The sequence below is a fragment of the Shewanella sp. 1180_01 genome (assembly GCF_052850535.1).
In genome coordinates, this window is the sequence record NZ_VXCT01000042.1 from 17,278 (window position 1) to 32,752 (window position 15,475).

The window sequence follows — 15,475 nt, forward strand, 5'->3', positions numbered from 1 at the left end:
TTAACGTCCTTTTACCATGCGGATCAGGCCTTCTTGGGTAGAAGAAGCCACTAATTCACCTTGTTGATTGAAAAACTGCCCTCTGACATAACCTCTGCCACCGCTGGCATTGGGGCTATCAATGCTATAAAGCAACCACTCTCCCATATTAATCGGGCGGTGGAACCACATCGCATGATCTATGGTAGCCATGCGCACTCCAGGACTTAAGAACGACACGCCGTGGGGCTGAGCCGCTGTCACCAGAAAGTTAAAGTCCGAGGCATAGGCGAGTAAATATTCATGAATATGGGCGTCATTTGGCATGGGACCATTGGCCCTCATCCACACATGACGGTAGGGCTCAGTTTCTTTGGGCGCAAAGGGATGTAATGGATTAACCAGTCGCATCTCAATGGGCGCATCGGCCATAAACTTTTCGAGTATGCTCGGTGGCACTTTATCCCGCATAGTCAGCGCTAGTTCCTGCTGATTCAATAAACCTTCAGGTCCAGGTACTTGCGGCATCATCGCTTGATGACTAAATCCTTCTTCAGGTTCTTGGAAGGAACAGGTCATATGGAAAATCGGTCGACCTTTTTGAATTGCACTCACGCGGCGGGCACTAAAACTGCCGCCATCACGCATGTTTTCAACTTCATACACAATCGGTAACTTCTCGTCACCTGCACGTAAAAAGTAAGAGTGTAATGAGTGGACCTTACGCTCAGCGGGGACGGTTTGTTTAGCGGCGCTCAGCGCTTGCCCCATCACTTGACCACCAAACACATGCCCAAATCCCAGATCTTGGCTCTGACCACGAAAGAGGCCGATTTCAATTTTCTCAAGGGAAAGTAATGATAAAAGATCGTCTAATACCTGACTCATGGGATCCTACTGCATAATTAGCCATTAATGCTAAAGGGTAACTCAGTTCGCCTTAAGCTGACCAGTCTTCTATCGATTATTCACAATCAAATCAATCAATTTTAATATGGTGTTCTAGCGCGCTTAACTGAGACCAAGACAAGACTTTATCCTCACCACTGGAGTGCAAAGTAACAGGAAAGGATTGGTATAGCTGGGGCCACTGCTGCGCGAGATTATCAGGCGTAAAAAGTCCCTCATTAAAATACATCGGCTGAAACTCTACAAACATGCCATGGCTGACGCTGCCCGCACCTGCGAGCAAGTGTTGACCATTGGGCGCCTGTTCACTCACCAAAAAAGCCGTTGTGGCGGTTAATGACTCAAAGGAAAATAACGGCTGAATCGCACTTGCTAAATGTTTGGCTGTCATCGCTGTGACGGCCTGCGGGCATAAACTATTGACGCGAATATTATGAATTTCTCCTTCTATCGATAAGCAATTTACCATGCCCACCAGCGCCATCTTACTCGCGCTGAAACCGACTTGATGCAAATCACCAAACAAGGCCGAAGCCCCCGTCGTCATCATGATCCGACCATAATCCTGTTGTTGCATATAGGGCCAAACGGCTTGCGTCAGATAAAAACTGCCATTGAGATCGACATCCAATTGCCGTTGCCACTGCTCAAGCTTAATGTGCTCGAACGGACAAGCACCGTAGACCCCCGCGTTATTAATCAAGATATCAATGCGATGCCAACGTAGGATCACCTCTTCGACCATGCGGTTTACTTCACCCCGCTGGCTAACATCAAGCACAAAGTAGAGACAGTCACCGCCGAGTTTAATAATGCTGCAGTAGGTTTGCATCAATGCTAAGTTGGCCGGAATTGTTTGAGCACCATAGGTAGAAATAGACTCGGATGACGATAACGGCTGATCAACGAGCACCACCTTCGCGCCCCGCTCAGCCAACATGATGGCATAGGCTCGACCTAGCCCTGCTCCCGCCCCAGTGACTAACGCCACCTGATTATCGAAACGCATCCAAATATATCCTTATCGGCATGACAGTAGCGGCAAAACGCCGCCAATGAATGCTCAAAAACAACCCGCATAAGGCGACTAGCACCTGTGGTATCTCCAGTTGAACATAGGATTTAGCGTTACGCCTATGTCTTGGGCGGCGCAGTGTCTCCAACAACATCCGCTATAGAAACACAGACTTTTTTGATTTTCTTTGAGCTTGACGACAAATCTTTGCCTACATCAGTGAACATATGTGCGCCAATTCAAACTCTGTTAAATGCGTTTATTAGATAGTGCTCACTTTCGTGTTAAATCTTGTTATGCTATGCGCTAATTGAGCCCTTGTTCGATACCATTCCCATTTACCAATAACGACTGGACGCCATGAATCCTTGGATTTTAGCTATAAGACCCCGTACGCTACCCGCGGCCATAGGTCCCCTATTGATAGGCAATATTCTCGCCCTGCATCTTGAGAGTTACAGCTGGTTAATCGCTGCCACTTCTATGCTGTGCGCTGTGCTATTACAAATTGCCGTCAATCTCGCTAACGACTATTTTGACTTTAAAAACGGCATAGACACGGCCGAACGCTTAGGACCCGTTCGCGTGACACAAAGTGGTTTAATTCCACCAACGAGCGTCCGCAATGCCATGATATTTTGCCTATTAATGGCACTTGCTGTGGGTTCCTATTTAATTTGGCACGGAGGCTGGCCTATCGCGATTCTCGCCGCGGCCGCCATTTTAGGTGCACTCGGTTACAGTGGTGGCCCCTATCCCCTCGCGTCCCATGGGCTGGGCGAAGTCGCGGCCTTTATCTTTTTCGGATTAGTCGCCGTCGTGGGGAGTTATTATCTGCAGGCGGGCGATACAACAATCAATGCTTGGTTATTAGGCTGCGCCATTGGGCTGTTCAATGCGGCTATCATGCTGGTGAATAACACCCGCGATATTCGTACCGACACCCAAGCTGGCAAACACACTCTGGCAGTACGTATCGGCGAAGCACAATCAAAAGTGTTATATCAAGCGCTGATTTACCTGCCCTTCGGCTTAGTGATTGCAGGCTTTCTACTGGGTATTTTACCTGGGTTACCAGTATTGCTCGCGGGGTTGTCACTGCTTATCGCCCGTAAACTCAGCAGCGATTTCTATGCGGTGTCTGGTGAAGCGTTAAATCCGTTACTCGGCCGCACGGCTAAGTTAACCATGATTTTCAGTACTTTGTTTAGCGTGGGTTTAGTGTTTACCGCATAAGAGTAAAGCCGCTAGGCTAATGCTATAAGCCGCTAAAAGCTTAATACTGAATACAAAAAAGGTTCGTATCTGTCGAGGATACGAACCTTTTTTATTGGCTGAATATGCTTAATCTTAGGTTTACTGCCATGTTCAATGACACAAATCCAGCATCAGATTATTGCCAGACTATTGCCAGATATAGCCTGAGATCAGAGTATTTAGCAAAATGCCGTTAAAGTTACGTAGCGCTTGGGATGAATCACTGTGACCAGCGCCGAAACACACATGCAGAGGCAATAAATGTTCTTCCCGCGGATGACTAAACCGCGCCTCAGGAGCGGCTTGCCAGTGAGTCAATGCTGTTTTGGCCTCGGCAGTGTTCACGCTTGCGGTTAATGTTTGCGTCAGCCAATAGTCAAACTCTGCGCTGCGACTTTGGACCGTTGGATCGCTTGAGAAAAACGCCCGCATATTGTGAAACGACATGCCAGAGCCCACAATCAATACCCCCTGATCCCGTAGCGGCGCTAAAGCTTCGCCAATAGCTATATGGGTTTCAGGATCGAGACTGTGGACTAACGACATTTGTACTACGGGAATATTCGCCTCGGGATACATCAACTTAAGTGGTACAAAGGTACCGTGATCAAATGCGCGTTCGCGATCTAAGCGGGCGGCGATACCTTTATCCGCAAGCATATTCGCAATCTGCACCGCTAATTCTGGCTGACCCGATGCAGGATACGTCAGCTGATACGCTTCGGGTGGAAAACCATAGTAGTCATATAAAATACCGGGCTTAGGGCTACTCGACAAGGTCACCACAGATTCTTCCCAATGGGCGGTGATCAGCACAATCGCCTTAGGGGTTTCAATGGGCGCGGTCACTGAGGTTAAAAAAGTACGCAACTCTTTATGATTGGCATCATTTAGCAAAGGCATTGGGCCACCACCGTGGGGCACAAATAGCACAGGCATACGACTCGCTTTAACTTGCATCATGGCTTTCTCTTGTTGATTAACTTATATCGGTACGACTGACTTCAGACTCTATTTTTATCACTTAAAATGCGGAGCGACTTAGCGCCAACTGCCGCTGAAATTGCACTAAACGCTCAATAATTTCATCCAGTTTGATAACTAGAAAGAGTCCAGCCGATAAACTCAATGCAGGCAGTGCATTAATCGCCGCTTCATAGTTAAAGTGGAAATAAATCGCCCCCATCATAATCGCCAGCAAACCGCTCGCCGATAGTACTCGGTAGTCACGTAGACACAATCCAAGGGCGCCAATCACTTCCATCAAACCAATAAAATAGCCAAACCCTGTGGGAAGATTCATCAAAGTAAACGGAACATGGAACATAGGCACGCCAAATAACTTGGCAAATCCCGAGATAAAAAACACTATGCTCATCGCCAGTGTAACGGTTGCGGCGGCGCGATTGAGTGTATTGGCACAAAGGAATAGCTTCTGCGTATCGGCCTCAGCAACTAAGCCATTGATACTTGAGCCCTTAGCACCACATAAGTTTGAAAATCGCATCGCACACACCCCATTGATCTTAATATTGCCATCAGTCTTGGGCATAAATGCGCAGACCACGAGCGAGAATGGAGTAGATTATGAGCCGATAAAAGATAAATAAATATGGAATAAAATCTAATATCTCATAAACTAATAATTTATGACTTGCGAGCAATCCCAGTGACCTTAGACCAACTGCTGATGTTTAAAACCGTGGCTGAGGCGGGCTCACTCAAAGCCGCCAGTGACAAGCTACATAAAACCCAACCCGCCATTAGTCAAAGTATCAAACAGTTAGAATCTCAACTCGACCTCATCTTATTTAACCGTGAAGGTTATCGACTCGCCATCACAGAGCAAGGCCGAAAACTGCTGCAACATACCCAGCGGGTACTCAATGAAGCGCAGGAAATGAAGCAAGTCGCGAAACATTTAGCCAAAGGCAACGAAGCAAGTATCACCTTAGCTTTTGAAGCTTCTTTCAATCTCGCTCGAATTCTACCGATTTTAGAACTGACTCAAAATGAGTTCCCCTATACCCAAATTATTCTCAAACAAGAATTTTTAACTGGTGCACTCGAAGCGTTGAATCAAGATAAAGCTGAAATCATCATCTCTGCGGGCGGAATTGAACCCATACGTTCGAGCCATTTAGAATTAGCCTATCTTTTTTCCGGTAGCCTGCTCGATGTCGCCGCGCCGCGCATGCTTGAGCGTCATCCGACACTGAGCTACGCACGAGAGCTCGTTAACGAATATCAAATCGTGATCCAAGATACGGGCTCAGGTACTGCGAATATTGAGTTTGGGGTACAGGCGGGGCAACGACGTTGGTATGTTAATGATTTTGATACCAAGAAAATGCTTATTCAAAGTGGCATGGGCTGGGGCAAACTGCCGCACTATATGATTGAAGATTCACTCAAACAAGGTGTATTGATTGCATTGGATCTACGCGAAAGACAAAACAACATTCAACTCGATTACTATGTGATGCGAAAACCCCACTCGCCTTTAGGCCCAGTCGCCCAAGCACTCTGGCAAAAGCTGATCGCTTTTTCTGTAGATGAATTTAAAACATAACGCCAAAGTAAAAAAGGGCCAATAGGCCCTTTTAAATCAAACAAAAATTACTGCACTTCTTGCTTGGCAATGGCGCGGTCTAACTTAGCTCGTTCAACTTCAGGGGACGCTTTAATCGCGTTCACTAGGTTGATGAGATCAGTGCCATCTTCAGCGGCTAACAAGAGTAAATTACTCTTGTTTTGCCAATCCACTTTCAGGCCATGAACTTTTGCAAAATCCTCAGCTGAAACGCCAGGTTTAAGCTTAACAACCAATTTACCTGTCATTTCTGCAAATGGCTTACCAGACTGAGTCACTACTTTCTGTCCTTTTGTTAACTGTTTCGCTTGCTTCACGCCAGCATCAGTTTTGACAAAATATTGGTTGTCAGTACCCAAAAATTCAGCACGACTGACTGTGACGCCTTGTGTTTCACCTTGAGGTTCAACCAAATCAACTTTGTCATGTGCCATAACTTGTGCAGATAACGTAAGAGCAACTGCAACTAATGATAAATTCAACGCTTTCATTTAATACTCCTTAAGATGCAGACTTGGCAGCATGGCCATGGAAACGAATTGACCAACCTTTTAGTTTTCCATCAGCTTCATTAGGAATAGAGATATAACCTTGATCATACTTAATAAATCTATAGTTACCACTATTCACATCAATAAGCTTGATAGTCCATTCTCCCTTAGCTGATTCACCATAGAAAGCATTAGACAGCATAGGCGTTGCATCAAAGCCTGTAATGAGATCTTCAGGATCTGTTTTATCCATAACTCCTTGATATACCAAACCATTATAAGGTGTCATTAATACACTTTTCGTTCCTGCTGGAGATATTAGCTCAACAGCAAGATCCGGTAGACGTAAGTGATCTGCCGTTAACTCGATTTGTACAGCTTCAATGATTAAATCATCCGCTACCATCTGAGTATCACTAACACCATTGACGTCCGCATCAGGAATAGGTTTTGCCAATTCTTGGCTCGCTTGCCATTCAGTTACCACGTATTCACCTAAATCCTCAGCATAGGATTTAGCCAATTTTACCGCTTCGCTTACGTTAACTCGGCCAAAACCATAAAAATTATGGAATGAATAACCAGCGGCGTTTTCTTGCCATTCCGGAATAGCAACATATTCTTGAGCGGCATCGCCCTCACCAATAGTAACGGTTTTAGCCGCAATATCAGCATTCACTTTGGTTGAAGTCTTGGCAAGAACATTGCGTACATCACGCCACGTCAAATCTGGGTTTGCACTCATGATCACGGCGACTGCACCTGAAGTATTTGGTGCAGCTGAAGATGTACCGTTCATTGTCGAAGTGTAATCACAATTTGAGTTTAAAGGATGTAACCCACCGTGGAACGGTGTGCTTGGGCGATCTTCTGCAATCGCAGATCCATTTTCACAACCTACACGGTCTGTTGTTACAATCGCTGGATTAACTTCACCATATTCGCCACCTGGAGCAGTGACAAAAATATTAGACCCTACAGATGAATAGCTCGATAACACGCCTTTAGCATTAATTGCACTAACGACTAAGTTGTAGACGTTTGCATTATCACTGGACATGTTTGAATTATGGAAAGGTAATCCATGGTTAGCAGGGTTTTCGGCTGTAGCAGAAAAATAATCACCTGGAAGCCAAAAGGTGCTGAAACGGTAATAGTCATAACCATTACCTGCAGATTTAACAAAAATACTCCCTTTTCCATCAAAGCTCTGAGTGGCCACATCGCGATATACCTCAGACTCATCCTCATCAAAACCGTGTGGGAAAGGAACACTGTAACCATAGCTTTGGTTAAAAACACGGGCACTATCGCTGTAAGCACTAGCGCCATGTGATTTAGTAAAGTTTTCAAATGTTTGAACATTTGTCACTTTACCTGTCGGATCGGAATCTAAGAAGTTAAAACCAATTAGTTGTGCCTTTGGGGCGACACCACGACCACCAATACCGTTCCAACCTTCTGCTGCGATAATCCCGCCCACTGCAGTGCCGTGACCAGATTCACCAGAAAAAGGTGTAGGATCAACTGAACCTGTGATCAGATTATACGATCCTCCCTTGACAGTATTATTCACCAGATCAGGATGAGAAATTTCCAAGCCATCATCCACAACGGCAACTGTGATGCCTTGACCCATAACTTGCTTTGAAATTGCTTCACTAACATTCATGTCTTCGCCAGCGATACCACGATTCAATGCAAAAGAATTCTGGCCTGTGTTTTTCAAATGCCATTGATAAGCATATAAGGGATCGCCATTTTTGATATGAATTGTTAATGTGCCCTCAGCTTGATACTGACCGTCAGATACTTTAAATCTGACAACATCAGTGCCTTCACTGGCATTGGAAGCATAAGTAAATTCACCGGTACTTTTATTAACTAAAGTCAAAGTACCTAGTTTTAAATCAGTTGGATCAACTAAAGAGTAAGTCAAACCGCCTTCGGCATCTGTCGCGTCTAATTTGCCAGTAAATAATAGAGACTGCGACACATCAATGGTCATATCAGCAGTTGTTGGTGCTGTGTTGATCTTAGCGACTGGCTCTGGAGCCTTTTTGTCACTTCCACAACCTGCCAATAAGGCGGCCGTGATGCTTAATGCAACAATGGACATACGCATAGATAGACATTCCTTCTTGTCATTACATCTTATAATTTAATATTGGATAGCTAGAATTCACTCGCCTTTTATCCGCATTAAATACTGTTATTTTAGTTATTATTTAACCACCAAAAAACCAATATTAGCATTTGATGGCGATACATCTTTTAACACACAAGTAATCAAAATGAAAACAACAATAAACAGAAAAGTAGATTTAATGTGGACTAATCATCCATGCGCAAAAATAGCAACAACCTTAGCACCTCATTTGTAAAATCAAATAATTTAAACAAAATCAAAAAGTTAATATAAGATCACAAATATTTGAGTTAATAAAAGCTATTTAGTAGAATGTTTAAAATTTAAAATAAATTGTTACATCTTTACGAAAGATGTATATTTTACAGCATGGAACACCTATTAATGTGAGAAATAAATACGCTAAAGCTAGTATGACAAAACATACTTAGTCTAAATGCCGAACAGCAATATTATTAAAAAACTATTCTTATGGCGGATTGAAAAGAGAGAATACATATAAGTATCACTAACCATACTCAGAAGACTAGAATTCATCAACTTGATCTTACAAACTCATATTTAACTTTATAACCCAAGGCATAAGGTTAATCTCGAAAAGTAATAGGCTATTGCGGAAATAAACTATTATCTTTGGCGCTAATGAGTTAATTGTCATTTCGTGCAAGCATAAAAAAACCCTCAATATTGAGGGTCTTTATAAAATACTATATACGAGTTTTCACGAACATTAGACCTTAGCTAAGGTGCGCTCTTTAGCGCTCCAATCTAAGTGGTATTTCTCGCCTACAGGGGTATCGATCCGCTCGAAGGTGTGAGCGCCGAAAAAGTCACGCTGACCTTGGAGCAAGTTTGCTGGTAATGTTTCGCAGCGGTAACTGTCATAATACGCCAGTGCCGAACTAATACATGGTGCAGGAATGCCTTGCATTACCGCTGTCGCTACCGCAGTGCGCCACAGGCCTTGCTGTTCAGATAAGGCTGACGCAAAACTGTCGGCCATCAACAGATTGCTAAGATCGGCATTATCTTCATAGGCTTGAGTGATTGATTGCAAGAACGTCGCGCGAATAATACAACCCGCACGCCAAATTTTTGCAATTTCAGCAAAGTCTAACTGCCATTTTTGTTCATGGGCCGTCATCGCCATCAACTGGAAGCCTTGCGCGTAACAACACACTTTCGCGCAATATAAAGCACTTTCAAGGGCTTCAATCAACTGCGCTTTTTGCGCATCATCGATAGCAGGTGCATTTGGCCCAGCCAATTTCTGGCTAAGTTGTAAACGTAAGGATTTTTGGGTACTTACGGCGCGAGCATATACAGCTTCAGCAATCGTCGGTGCCGGACAACCAATTTGTAAACTGCTTACGGCCGTCCACAAACCCGTGCCTTTTTGGCCCGCTTTATCTAAGATCATTTCCACCAACGGTTTACCCGTTAATGGATCGGCCTGTTTTAAGACTTCGGCACTGATCCCCATCAAATAGCTGTTTAAGCTGCCTTTGTTCCAGCGTTCAAACACATCGCCCACTTCTGCAGCGCTCATGCCTAAACCGTCATGCAGCATTTGATAGGCTTCGCAAATCAACTGCATATCAGCATATTCAATACCGTTGTGCACCATCTTCACGTAATGGCCAGAACCCGCAGGACCAATATAAGTCGTGCATGGCTCGCCTTCTGTCACTGGATTACCCGGTTCGAAGCGCTCTATGGGTAAACCTGTACTTGCATCAACCTTAGCGGCAATGGCTTTCCAAATAGGTGCAACGTGATGCCATGCATCGATATCGCCGCTTGGCATAAGTGATGGACCGAAACGCGCACCGACTTCACCGCCCGAAACCGCAGAGCTGAAAAATACAAATTGACCTTTGTAGCGCGCTTCACGCTCAACAGTGTCGGTCCATAGGCTGTTACCGGTATCGATAACGATATCATCTGACTCAATTCCGGCAGAAATCAAAGCACTACAGACACCATCGACGGGTGCGCCCGCGGGAACAGAAAGCACAAGAATGCGGGGTTTTGTGAGACTGGCTAACATTTCGGTAAGATTAGCACAGCCAAGAATGCGAGGTTCGAGTCCAGCACGTTCCTGTTTTTCTTGCTGTATAACACCATTAACTTTAACAGGATCGAGATCAAATGCGCTGACGTGATATTGGTTATCCGCGATGTTTAGCGCGAGGTTTTTACCCATAACGCCAAGGCCAATTACGCCGATATCATTAAGATTGCTGTGGTTTTGCATTATATAATTCCCACGGGTCACAGAGGTTAGAGCTAACCAATTTTGAGGGGTAATTATACCGATCTTTGTAACTTAATTACCAGAGACATACGATTGGCAATTTCGATTGTGCTGAAAGCACCAATCGTTTACGTCTCATTTATCCAATATAAGCGTCAATTAATGGGCGAGTTTAAGCCCTAAAACCCCCAGTAAGATCAGTATCAAACTGGCGATTTTCAGTAAGCTAACTCCTTCTCCTAACAGGATAATTCCAGCAATAGCTGTACCCATGGCGCCAATACCGACCCACACACCGTAAGCAGTACCGATGGGCAGTTGCTTAACCGCGAGTCCGAGTAGCAACACACTCACGGCCATCGACGCCACTGTAAAGATACTTGGCCACAAACGCGTGAAACCTTCGGTATATTTAAGCCCTATGGCCCAACCAATTTCGAATAAACCCGCAAGGACTAATAAGAACCAACTCATAGTGAACTCCCAAAAAAGGGGTCGTCCCCATGTTAGATTAGGCGTATTTAGGGTCGTCCCTAAGCCATGTGATTACCGTAAAAACTATAGGTGATATAGCTGTACATGACAGCAGTACGTAATAGCTGCTCATGATGAGCCTGCAAGACTAGCAAATTTAAGGTAGAAACTTCAATCTCTGATCCTAACTAAGTAATCTGATCCTAACTGAATAAAAGTGCCGTAAACAAAAAAGCGATAGCAAGCTTGGTCAGTTTACTATCGCCTTGATATTTCTACTCTCAATAAGACCTTTACACTCTTTATATAAAAGCCTTTACGCTCTATTTCTTACACTAAGGCATCGGCATAACCCATGCGAGTGAGTGCGGTGCGTACTAGCTCTAAGGTCTGTGGATCTTCTATGGTCGCAGGTGCAGTATATTGCTGATTATCGGCAATTTTTCGCATAGTACCGCGTAGAATCTTCCCTGAGCGCGTTTTAGGCAATTTTTGAATCGCACTCACTAACCTAAAGGAGGCGACAGGACCAATTTCTTGGCGTACCAGCGTAATTAACTGTTTATGCAGCTCTTCATCGCTGATCGTCACGCCTTTCTTGAGTACCACTAATCCGAGGGGAACTTGACCTTTAAGCTGGTCATCCACACCAATCACAGCCGCTTCGGCCACATCAGGGTGTTGACACAATACTTCTTCAAAACGTCCGGTCGATAGCCTGTGTCCTGCTACATTTATGATGTCATCGATACGACTCATAATGTAGAGATAACCGTCTTCATCGGTATAACCCGCATCGCCAGTTAAGTAATAACCTGGATACATAGACAAGTAACTATCTTGATAGCGTTGATCATTTTGCCACAATGTAGTTAAGGTTCCCGGCGGCAAAGGCAGCTTGATCACCACATTCCCCGAGGTATTGGGCGCAACTTGTTCACCCAATTCATCCACTACTTCAACCGCATAACCAGGCACAGGTAAAGCGGGTGAACCCGGCTTAATGGCGACGGGCGCTGTGCCCATCAAATTTGCCGCGACTGGCCAACCCGTTTCGGTTTGCCACCAGTGATCGATAACAGGTTTAGCGAGTTTAGTGTGTGCCCAAACTAAAGTGTCGGGATCGCAACGTTCACCTGCCAAAAACACGTTTTTAAGACACGCTAAATCAACACCTTGTAGATACTCACCATCAGGATCTTCACGCTTGATTGCGCGAATGGCCGTCGGCGCGGTGAAAAAACTTTTGACTTTATATTTGGCAATCGTGCGCCAAAAAGCGCCGGGATCGGGCGTACCGACAGGTTTGCCTTCATACATTAAGGTTGTGGCGCCCACCAGCAGTGGTCCGTACACTATGTATGAGTGACCCACAACCCAGCCCACATCAGACGCAGCCCAAAACACATCGCCCGCTTGAATATCGTAAATATGTTGCATCGACCAAGCCAGAGCCACAGCATGGCCGCCATTATCGCGCACCACACCTTTAGGCTGACCCGTGGTGCCTGAGGTATAAAGTACATACAAGGGATCGGTGGCCTTAAGCGCGGCACAATCGGCCTTAGGCGCAGTCGCTAATGCAGCTTGCCAATCTAAGTCACGGCCCTCAAGTAAATCAGCCTGATACTGGCTGCGATTTAAAATCAGGCAGTAATCAACCTGATGTACTGACTGAGCTAACGCTTTGTCTAGCAAAGGTTTATAAGGAATCACGCCCGAAGGCTCGATGCCGCAAGATGCCGACAAGACCAATTTAGGTTTGGCATCGTTAATCCGAGTCGCGAGTTCATTGGCGGCAAAGCCACCAAAGACCACAGAATGAATCGCACCTATGCGGGCACAGGCCAACATAGCGAAAGCGGTTTCCGGCACCATAGGCATATAAATCACCACACGGTCGCCCTTCCCGATACCAATTGATTGCATAAAGCCCGCGAGTCGGCTCACTTGAGCCTGTAGCTCCGCGTAGCTAATGCCGTATTCAGTGTCCGTTACTGGGCTCACGTACTGGATCGCCACTTGGTCACCGCGTCCGGCCAACACATGGCGGTCGACGGCGTTGTAACAAGTGTTCATCTCACCATCGGCGAACCAGTGATAAAACGGCGCCTGCGATTCATCGAGCACAGTGTGCGCAGGTTTAATCCAATCGAGCGTCTTCGCCGCTTCTCCCCAGAATTCGGCTTTATTAAGCAAGGATGCTTGGTGCAACGCTTGATGTTTTTGTTGGTTCTGTTTTTGATTTGCGGCTTGCGCTACAGATGCATTTTGCTGTTCGGTCAACATATGTCCTCCAATCAGGACTGCGGCTAAAATCGTCAGCCGCAATAACTACCCCTTCCAACGACCATTATTAACAGGGGGGCATCAAGCCCACTATTAGACGTTAGCCTATAACCAGAAAAGATATGTGGTTTTATGCGAGAACACTAATTTAAAGCACTCGTTTTAATCTCGCTGCACAGGCTTATGGCAATTGGGATTGACACTTTTTTGCCAACAGAATAAAAGCCAAAATCTTTACCTTTACGTAAACTTCATATATCTTGCTTAAAACTGATTATTTAGGGTGCATGAATGAGCGCAACGAACACACCACAAACGACTTACTCGATCAGTGATCTCTCAAAAGAGTTTGATATCACTACTCGTAGTATTCGTTTTTACGAAGACCAAGGTTTACTTAAGCCTAAACGCCGCGGCCAAACCCGTATTTATAGCCTCAAAGACAGAGTGCGCCTCAAGCTCATTCTTCGCGGTAAACGCTTGGGCTTTTCGTTGGCAGAAACCCGTCGCTTGTTCGAATTATACGATGCCGACAAGAGCAGCACCTCACAGCTCAATACCATGCTAGCGCTAGTGGAAGAAAAGAAATCCGCCCTACAGCAGCAAATGGACGACATTAAAGTCGTGTTGATGGAACTCAATTCCGCCGAGCAGCAATGCCGCTTAGCCTTAGAGGATAACAAAACGGCAAAAGCCTAAATCCCAGTGACAACAAGATCAAGTCAATATGATTGACTCGCGCATCTCAAGACGCAGGATGTTAGCACTAGGATTAAGTACAAGATTTAAAAGACTCAAGCACCTAAAAATCATAAAAACTATAAATTTAAACATCAGAGTTTAACCATCTGAAATTAGAACATCTGAAAGGACACAAGCAATGAACTCTCTCTACACAAGTCTGAATTTTGGCCTAGGCGAAGACGTCGACATGCTGCGCGATGCGGTGCAGGATTTTGCCACTCACGAAATCGCCCCGATTGCCGCGAAAGTGGATCACGACAACGCCTTCCCCAATGAACTTTGGCCTGTGCTAGGGAGTATGGGACTGCTCGGCGTAACCGTCGCTGAAGAGTTCGGCGGCGCGAACATGGGCTACCTTGCCCACGTCGTGGCGATGGAAGAAATCTCCCGAGCATCGGCCTCTATCGGCCTAAGTTATGGCGCCCACTCAAACCTGTGTGTCAATCAAATCAACCGTAACGGTAATGCCGCGCAAAAAGCCAAGTATCTGCCAAAACTGGTGAGCGGTGAACATATTGGCGCACTCGCCATGAGTGAGCCAAACGCAGGTTCTGACGTAGTATCAATGAAGTTACACGCCCGTAAAGAAGGCGACCGTTTCATCTTAAACGGCAACAAGATGTGGATCACCAACGGCCCCGATGCACACACCTATGTGATTTACGCCAAAACTGACTTAACCAAAGGTGCACACGGTATTACCGCCTTTATCGTTGAGCGTGATTCGAAAGGTTTCAGCCAAGCACAAAAACTCGACAAACTCGGCATGCGCGGCTCTAACACCTGCGAATTAGTGTTTGAAGACGTGGAAGTGCCAGAAGAAAACATTTTAGGTGGCCTCAACAACGGCGTAAAAGTGCTGATGAGCGGCTTAGATTACGAGCGCGTCGTGCTTTCTGGCGGCCCGCTGGGGATCATGAACGCCTGCATGGATATCGTTGTACCTTACATCCACGAGCGTGAGCAATTTGGTAAATCGATTGGTGAATTCCAACTGGTACAAGGTAAGTTAGCCGACATGTATACCGGCATGAATGCCGCCAAATCCTACGTGTATGCGGTGGCAAAATCCTGCGATCGCGGTGAAACCACCCGTAAAGACGCCGCTGGCGCCATTCTGTATAGCGCAGAACTCGCCACTAAAATGGCACTGGATGCAATCCAACTGCTGGGCGGTAATGGTTATGTGAACGAATACGCCACCGGCCGTTTACTGCGTGATGCCAAGCTGTATGAAATCGGCGCGGGCACCTCTGAAATTCGCCGCATGCTGATTGGCCGCGAACTGTTCAATGAGTCGAAATAACGCGAGTTCCAA

The 15,475-nt window shown here is 45.7% G+C and carries 13 protein-coding genes; 4 read left to right on the forward strand and 9 right to left on the reverse strand.

Translation table 11 applies throughout. From position 1 onward, the window contains the following. On the reverse strand, positions 1-867 hold the full coding sequence (gene tesB / locus FW758_RS17945; protein WP_446446104.1) for an acyl-CoA thioesterase II: 867 nt from the start codon (positions 865-867) through the stop codon (positions 1-3). A gap of 91 nt (positions 868-958) precedes the next feature. Next, positions 959-1,897, reverse strand: a complete 939-nt coding sequence (locus tag FW758_RS17950) for an SDR family NAD(P)-dependent oxidoreductase (RefSeq protein WP_446446105.1) — start codon at positions 1,895-1,897, stop codon at positions 959-961. A gap of 366 nt (positions 1,898-2,263) precedes the next feature. Here FW758_RS17950 and FW758_RS17955 point away from each other — a divergent pair, with 366 nt between their 5' ends. Beyond that, a complete protein-coding gene (locus FW758_RS17955) occupies positions 2,264-3,139 on the forward strand; it encodes a 1,4-dihydroxy-2-naphthoate polyprenyltransferase (protein WP_006082311.1) in 876 nt (291 codons plus the stop codon). 168 nt (positions 3,140-3,307) lie between these two features. Here FW758_RS17955 and FW758_RS17960 read toward each other — a convergent pair whose 3' ends face one another. Together FW758_RS17960 and FW758_RS17965 are read right to left on the reverse strand one after the other, a co-directional pair. Continuing rightward, complete coding sequence (locus tag FW758_RS17960; protein ID WP_446446106.1) at positions 3,308-4,123, reverse strand: DODA-type extradiol aromatic ring-opening family dioxygenase; 816 nt, start codon at positions 4,121-4,123, stop codon at positions 3,308-3,310. A 61-nt stretch (positions 4,124-4,184) separates the two neighbouring features. Then, positions 4,185-4,667 carry a DoxX family protein gene (locus FW758_RS17965; RefSeq protein ID WP_011847229.1) on the reverse strand — a complete coding sequence of 161 codons (483 nt, stop codon included), beginning with the start codon at positions 4,665-4,667 and terminating at the stop codon, positions 4,185-4,187. 162 nt (positions 4,668-4,829) lie between these two features. Between FW758_RS17965 and FW758_RS17970 the strand changes: the two genes are divergently transcribed. Then, entirely contained in the window at positions 4,830-5,732 is a 903-nt protein-coding gene (locus tag FW758_RS17970) for a LysR family transcriptional regulator (protein ID WP_446446107.1), read from the forward strand. 47 nt (positions 5,733-5,779) lie between these two features. Here FW758_RS17970 and FW758_RS17975 read toward each other — a convergent pair whose 3' ends face one another. The 5 genes from FW758_RS17975 to FW758_RS17995 all read right to left on the reverse strand — a co-directional run bounded on the left by FW758_RS17975 (position 5,780) and on the right by FW758_RS17995 (position 13,413). Then, positions 5,780-6,244 carry a hypothetical protein gene (locus tag FW758_RS17975; RefSeq protein ID WP_006085523.1) on the reverse strand — a complete coding sequence of 155 codons (465 nt, stop codon included), beginning with the start codon at positions 6,242-6,244 and terminating at the stop codon, positions 5,780-5,782. Positions 6,245-6,254: 10 nt separating this feature from the next. After that, a complete protein-coding gene (locus tag FW758_RS17980) occupies positions 6,255-8,369 on the reverse strand; it encodes a S8 family serine peptidase (protein WP_446446108.1) in 2,115 nt (704 codons plus the stop codon). A gap of 754 nt (positions 8,370-9,123) precedes the next feature. Next, positions 9,124-10,650 carry an NADP-dependent phosphogluconate dehydrogenase gene (gene gndA, locus FW758_RS17985; protein WP_446446109.1) on the reverse strand — a complete coding sequence of 509 codons (1,527 nt, stop codon included), beginning with the start codon at positions 10,648-10,650 and terminating at the stop codon, positions 9,124-9,126. Positions 10,651-10,809: 159 nt separating this feature from the next. Then, the gene (sugE, locus tag FW758_RS17990) at positions 10,810-11,124 is read right to left on the reverse strand and encodes a quaternary ammonium compound efflux SMR transporter SugE (RefSeq protein ID WP_006085526.1); all 315 of its coding nucleotides are present in this window, start codon (positions 11,122-11,124) and stop codon (positions 10,810-10,812) included. Positions 11,125-11,454: 330 nt separating this feature from the next. Further along, positions 11,455-13,413, reverse strand: a complete 1,959-nt coding sequence (locus FW758_RS17995) for a propionyl-CoA synthetase (protein WP_446446110.1) — start codon at positions 13,411-13,413, stop codon at positions 11,455-11,457. Positions 13,414-13,704: 291 nt separating this feature from the next. Between FW758_RS17995 and FW758_RS18000 the strand changes: the two genes are divergently transcribed. Together FW758_RS18000 and FW758_RS18005 are read left to right on the forward strand one after the other, a co-directional pair. Then, complete coding sequence (locus FW758_RS18000; RefSeq protein ID WP_006082318.1) at positions 13,705-14,112, forward strand: MerR family transcriptional regulator; 408 nt, start codon at positions 13,705-13,707, stop codon at positions 14,110-14,112. Between the two features lie 181 nt (positions 14,113-14,293). After that, positions 14,294-15,463: an isovaleryl-CoA dehydrogenase gene (locus FW758_RS18005; protein WP_115334271.1), complete on the forward strand. Its 1,170-nt coding sequence runs from the start codon at positions 14,294-14,296 to the stop codon at positions 15,461-15,463. Positions 15,464-15,475 lie beyond the last annotated feature (12 nt).

What these genes read in the sequence shown, in the direction of transcription:
- sugE (WP_006085526.1), bottom strand. Translation starts at nt 11,124, where the DNA reads ATGAGTTGGTTCTTATTAGTCCTTGCGGGTTTATTCGAAATTGGTTGG.
- FW758_RS18000 (WP_006082318.1), top strand. Translation starts at nt 13,705, where the DNA reads ATGAGCGCAACGAACACACCACAAACGACTTACTCGATCAGTGATCTC.
- FW758_RS17995 (WP_446446110.1), bottom strand. Translation starts at nt 13,413, where the DNA reads ATGTTGACCGAACAGCAAAATGCATCTGTAGCGCAAGCCGCAAATCAA.
- FW758_RS17950 (WP_446446105.1), bottom strand. Translation starts at nt 1,897, where the DNA reads ATGCGTTTCGATAATCAGGTGGCGTTAGTCACTGGGGCGGGAGCAGGG.
- FW758_RS18005 (WP_115334271.1), top strand. Translation starts at nt 14,294, where the DNA reads ATGAACTCTCTCTACACAAGTCTGAATTTTGGCCTAGGCGAAGACGTC.
- FW758_RS17955 (WP_006082311.1), top strand. Translation starts at nt 2,264, where the DNA reads ATGAATCCTTGGATTTTAGCTATAAGACCCCGTACGCTACCCGCGGCC.
- FW758_RS17975 (WP_006085523.1), bottom strand. Translation starts at nt 6,244, where the DNA reads ATGAAAGCGTTGAATTTATCATTAGTTGCAGTTGCTCTTACGTTATCT.
- FW758_RS17980 (WP_446446108.1), bottom strand. Translation starts at nt 8,369, where the DNA reads ATGCGTATGTCCATTGTTGCATTAAGCATCACGGCCGCCTTATTGGCA.
- tesB (WP_446446104.1), bottom strand. Translation starts at nt 867, where the DNA reads ATGAGTCAGGTATTAGACGATCTTTTATCATTACTTTCCCTTGAGAAA.
- gndA (WP_446446109.1), bottom strand. Translation starts at nt 10,650, where the DNA reads ATGCAAAACCACAGCAATCTTAATGATATCGGCGTAATTGGCCTTGGC.
- FW758_RS17960 (WP_446446106.1), bottom strand. Translation starts at nt 4,123, where the DNA reads ATGATGCAAGTTAAAGCGAGTCGTATGCCTGTGCTATTTGTGCCCCAC.
- FW758_RS17965 (WP_011847229.1), bottom strand. Translation starts at nt 4,667, where the DNA reads ATGCGATTTTCAAACTTATGTGGTGCTAAGGGCTCAAGTATCAATGGC.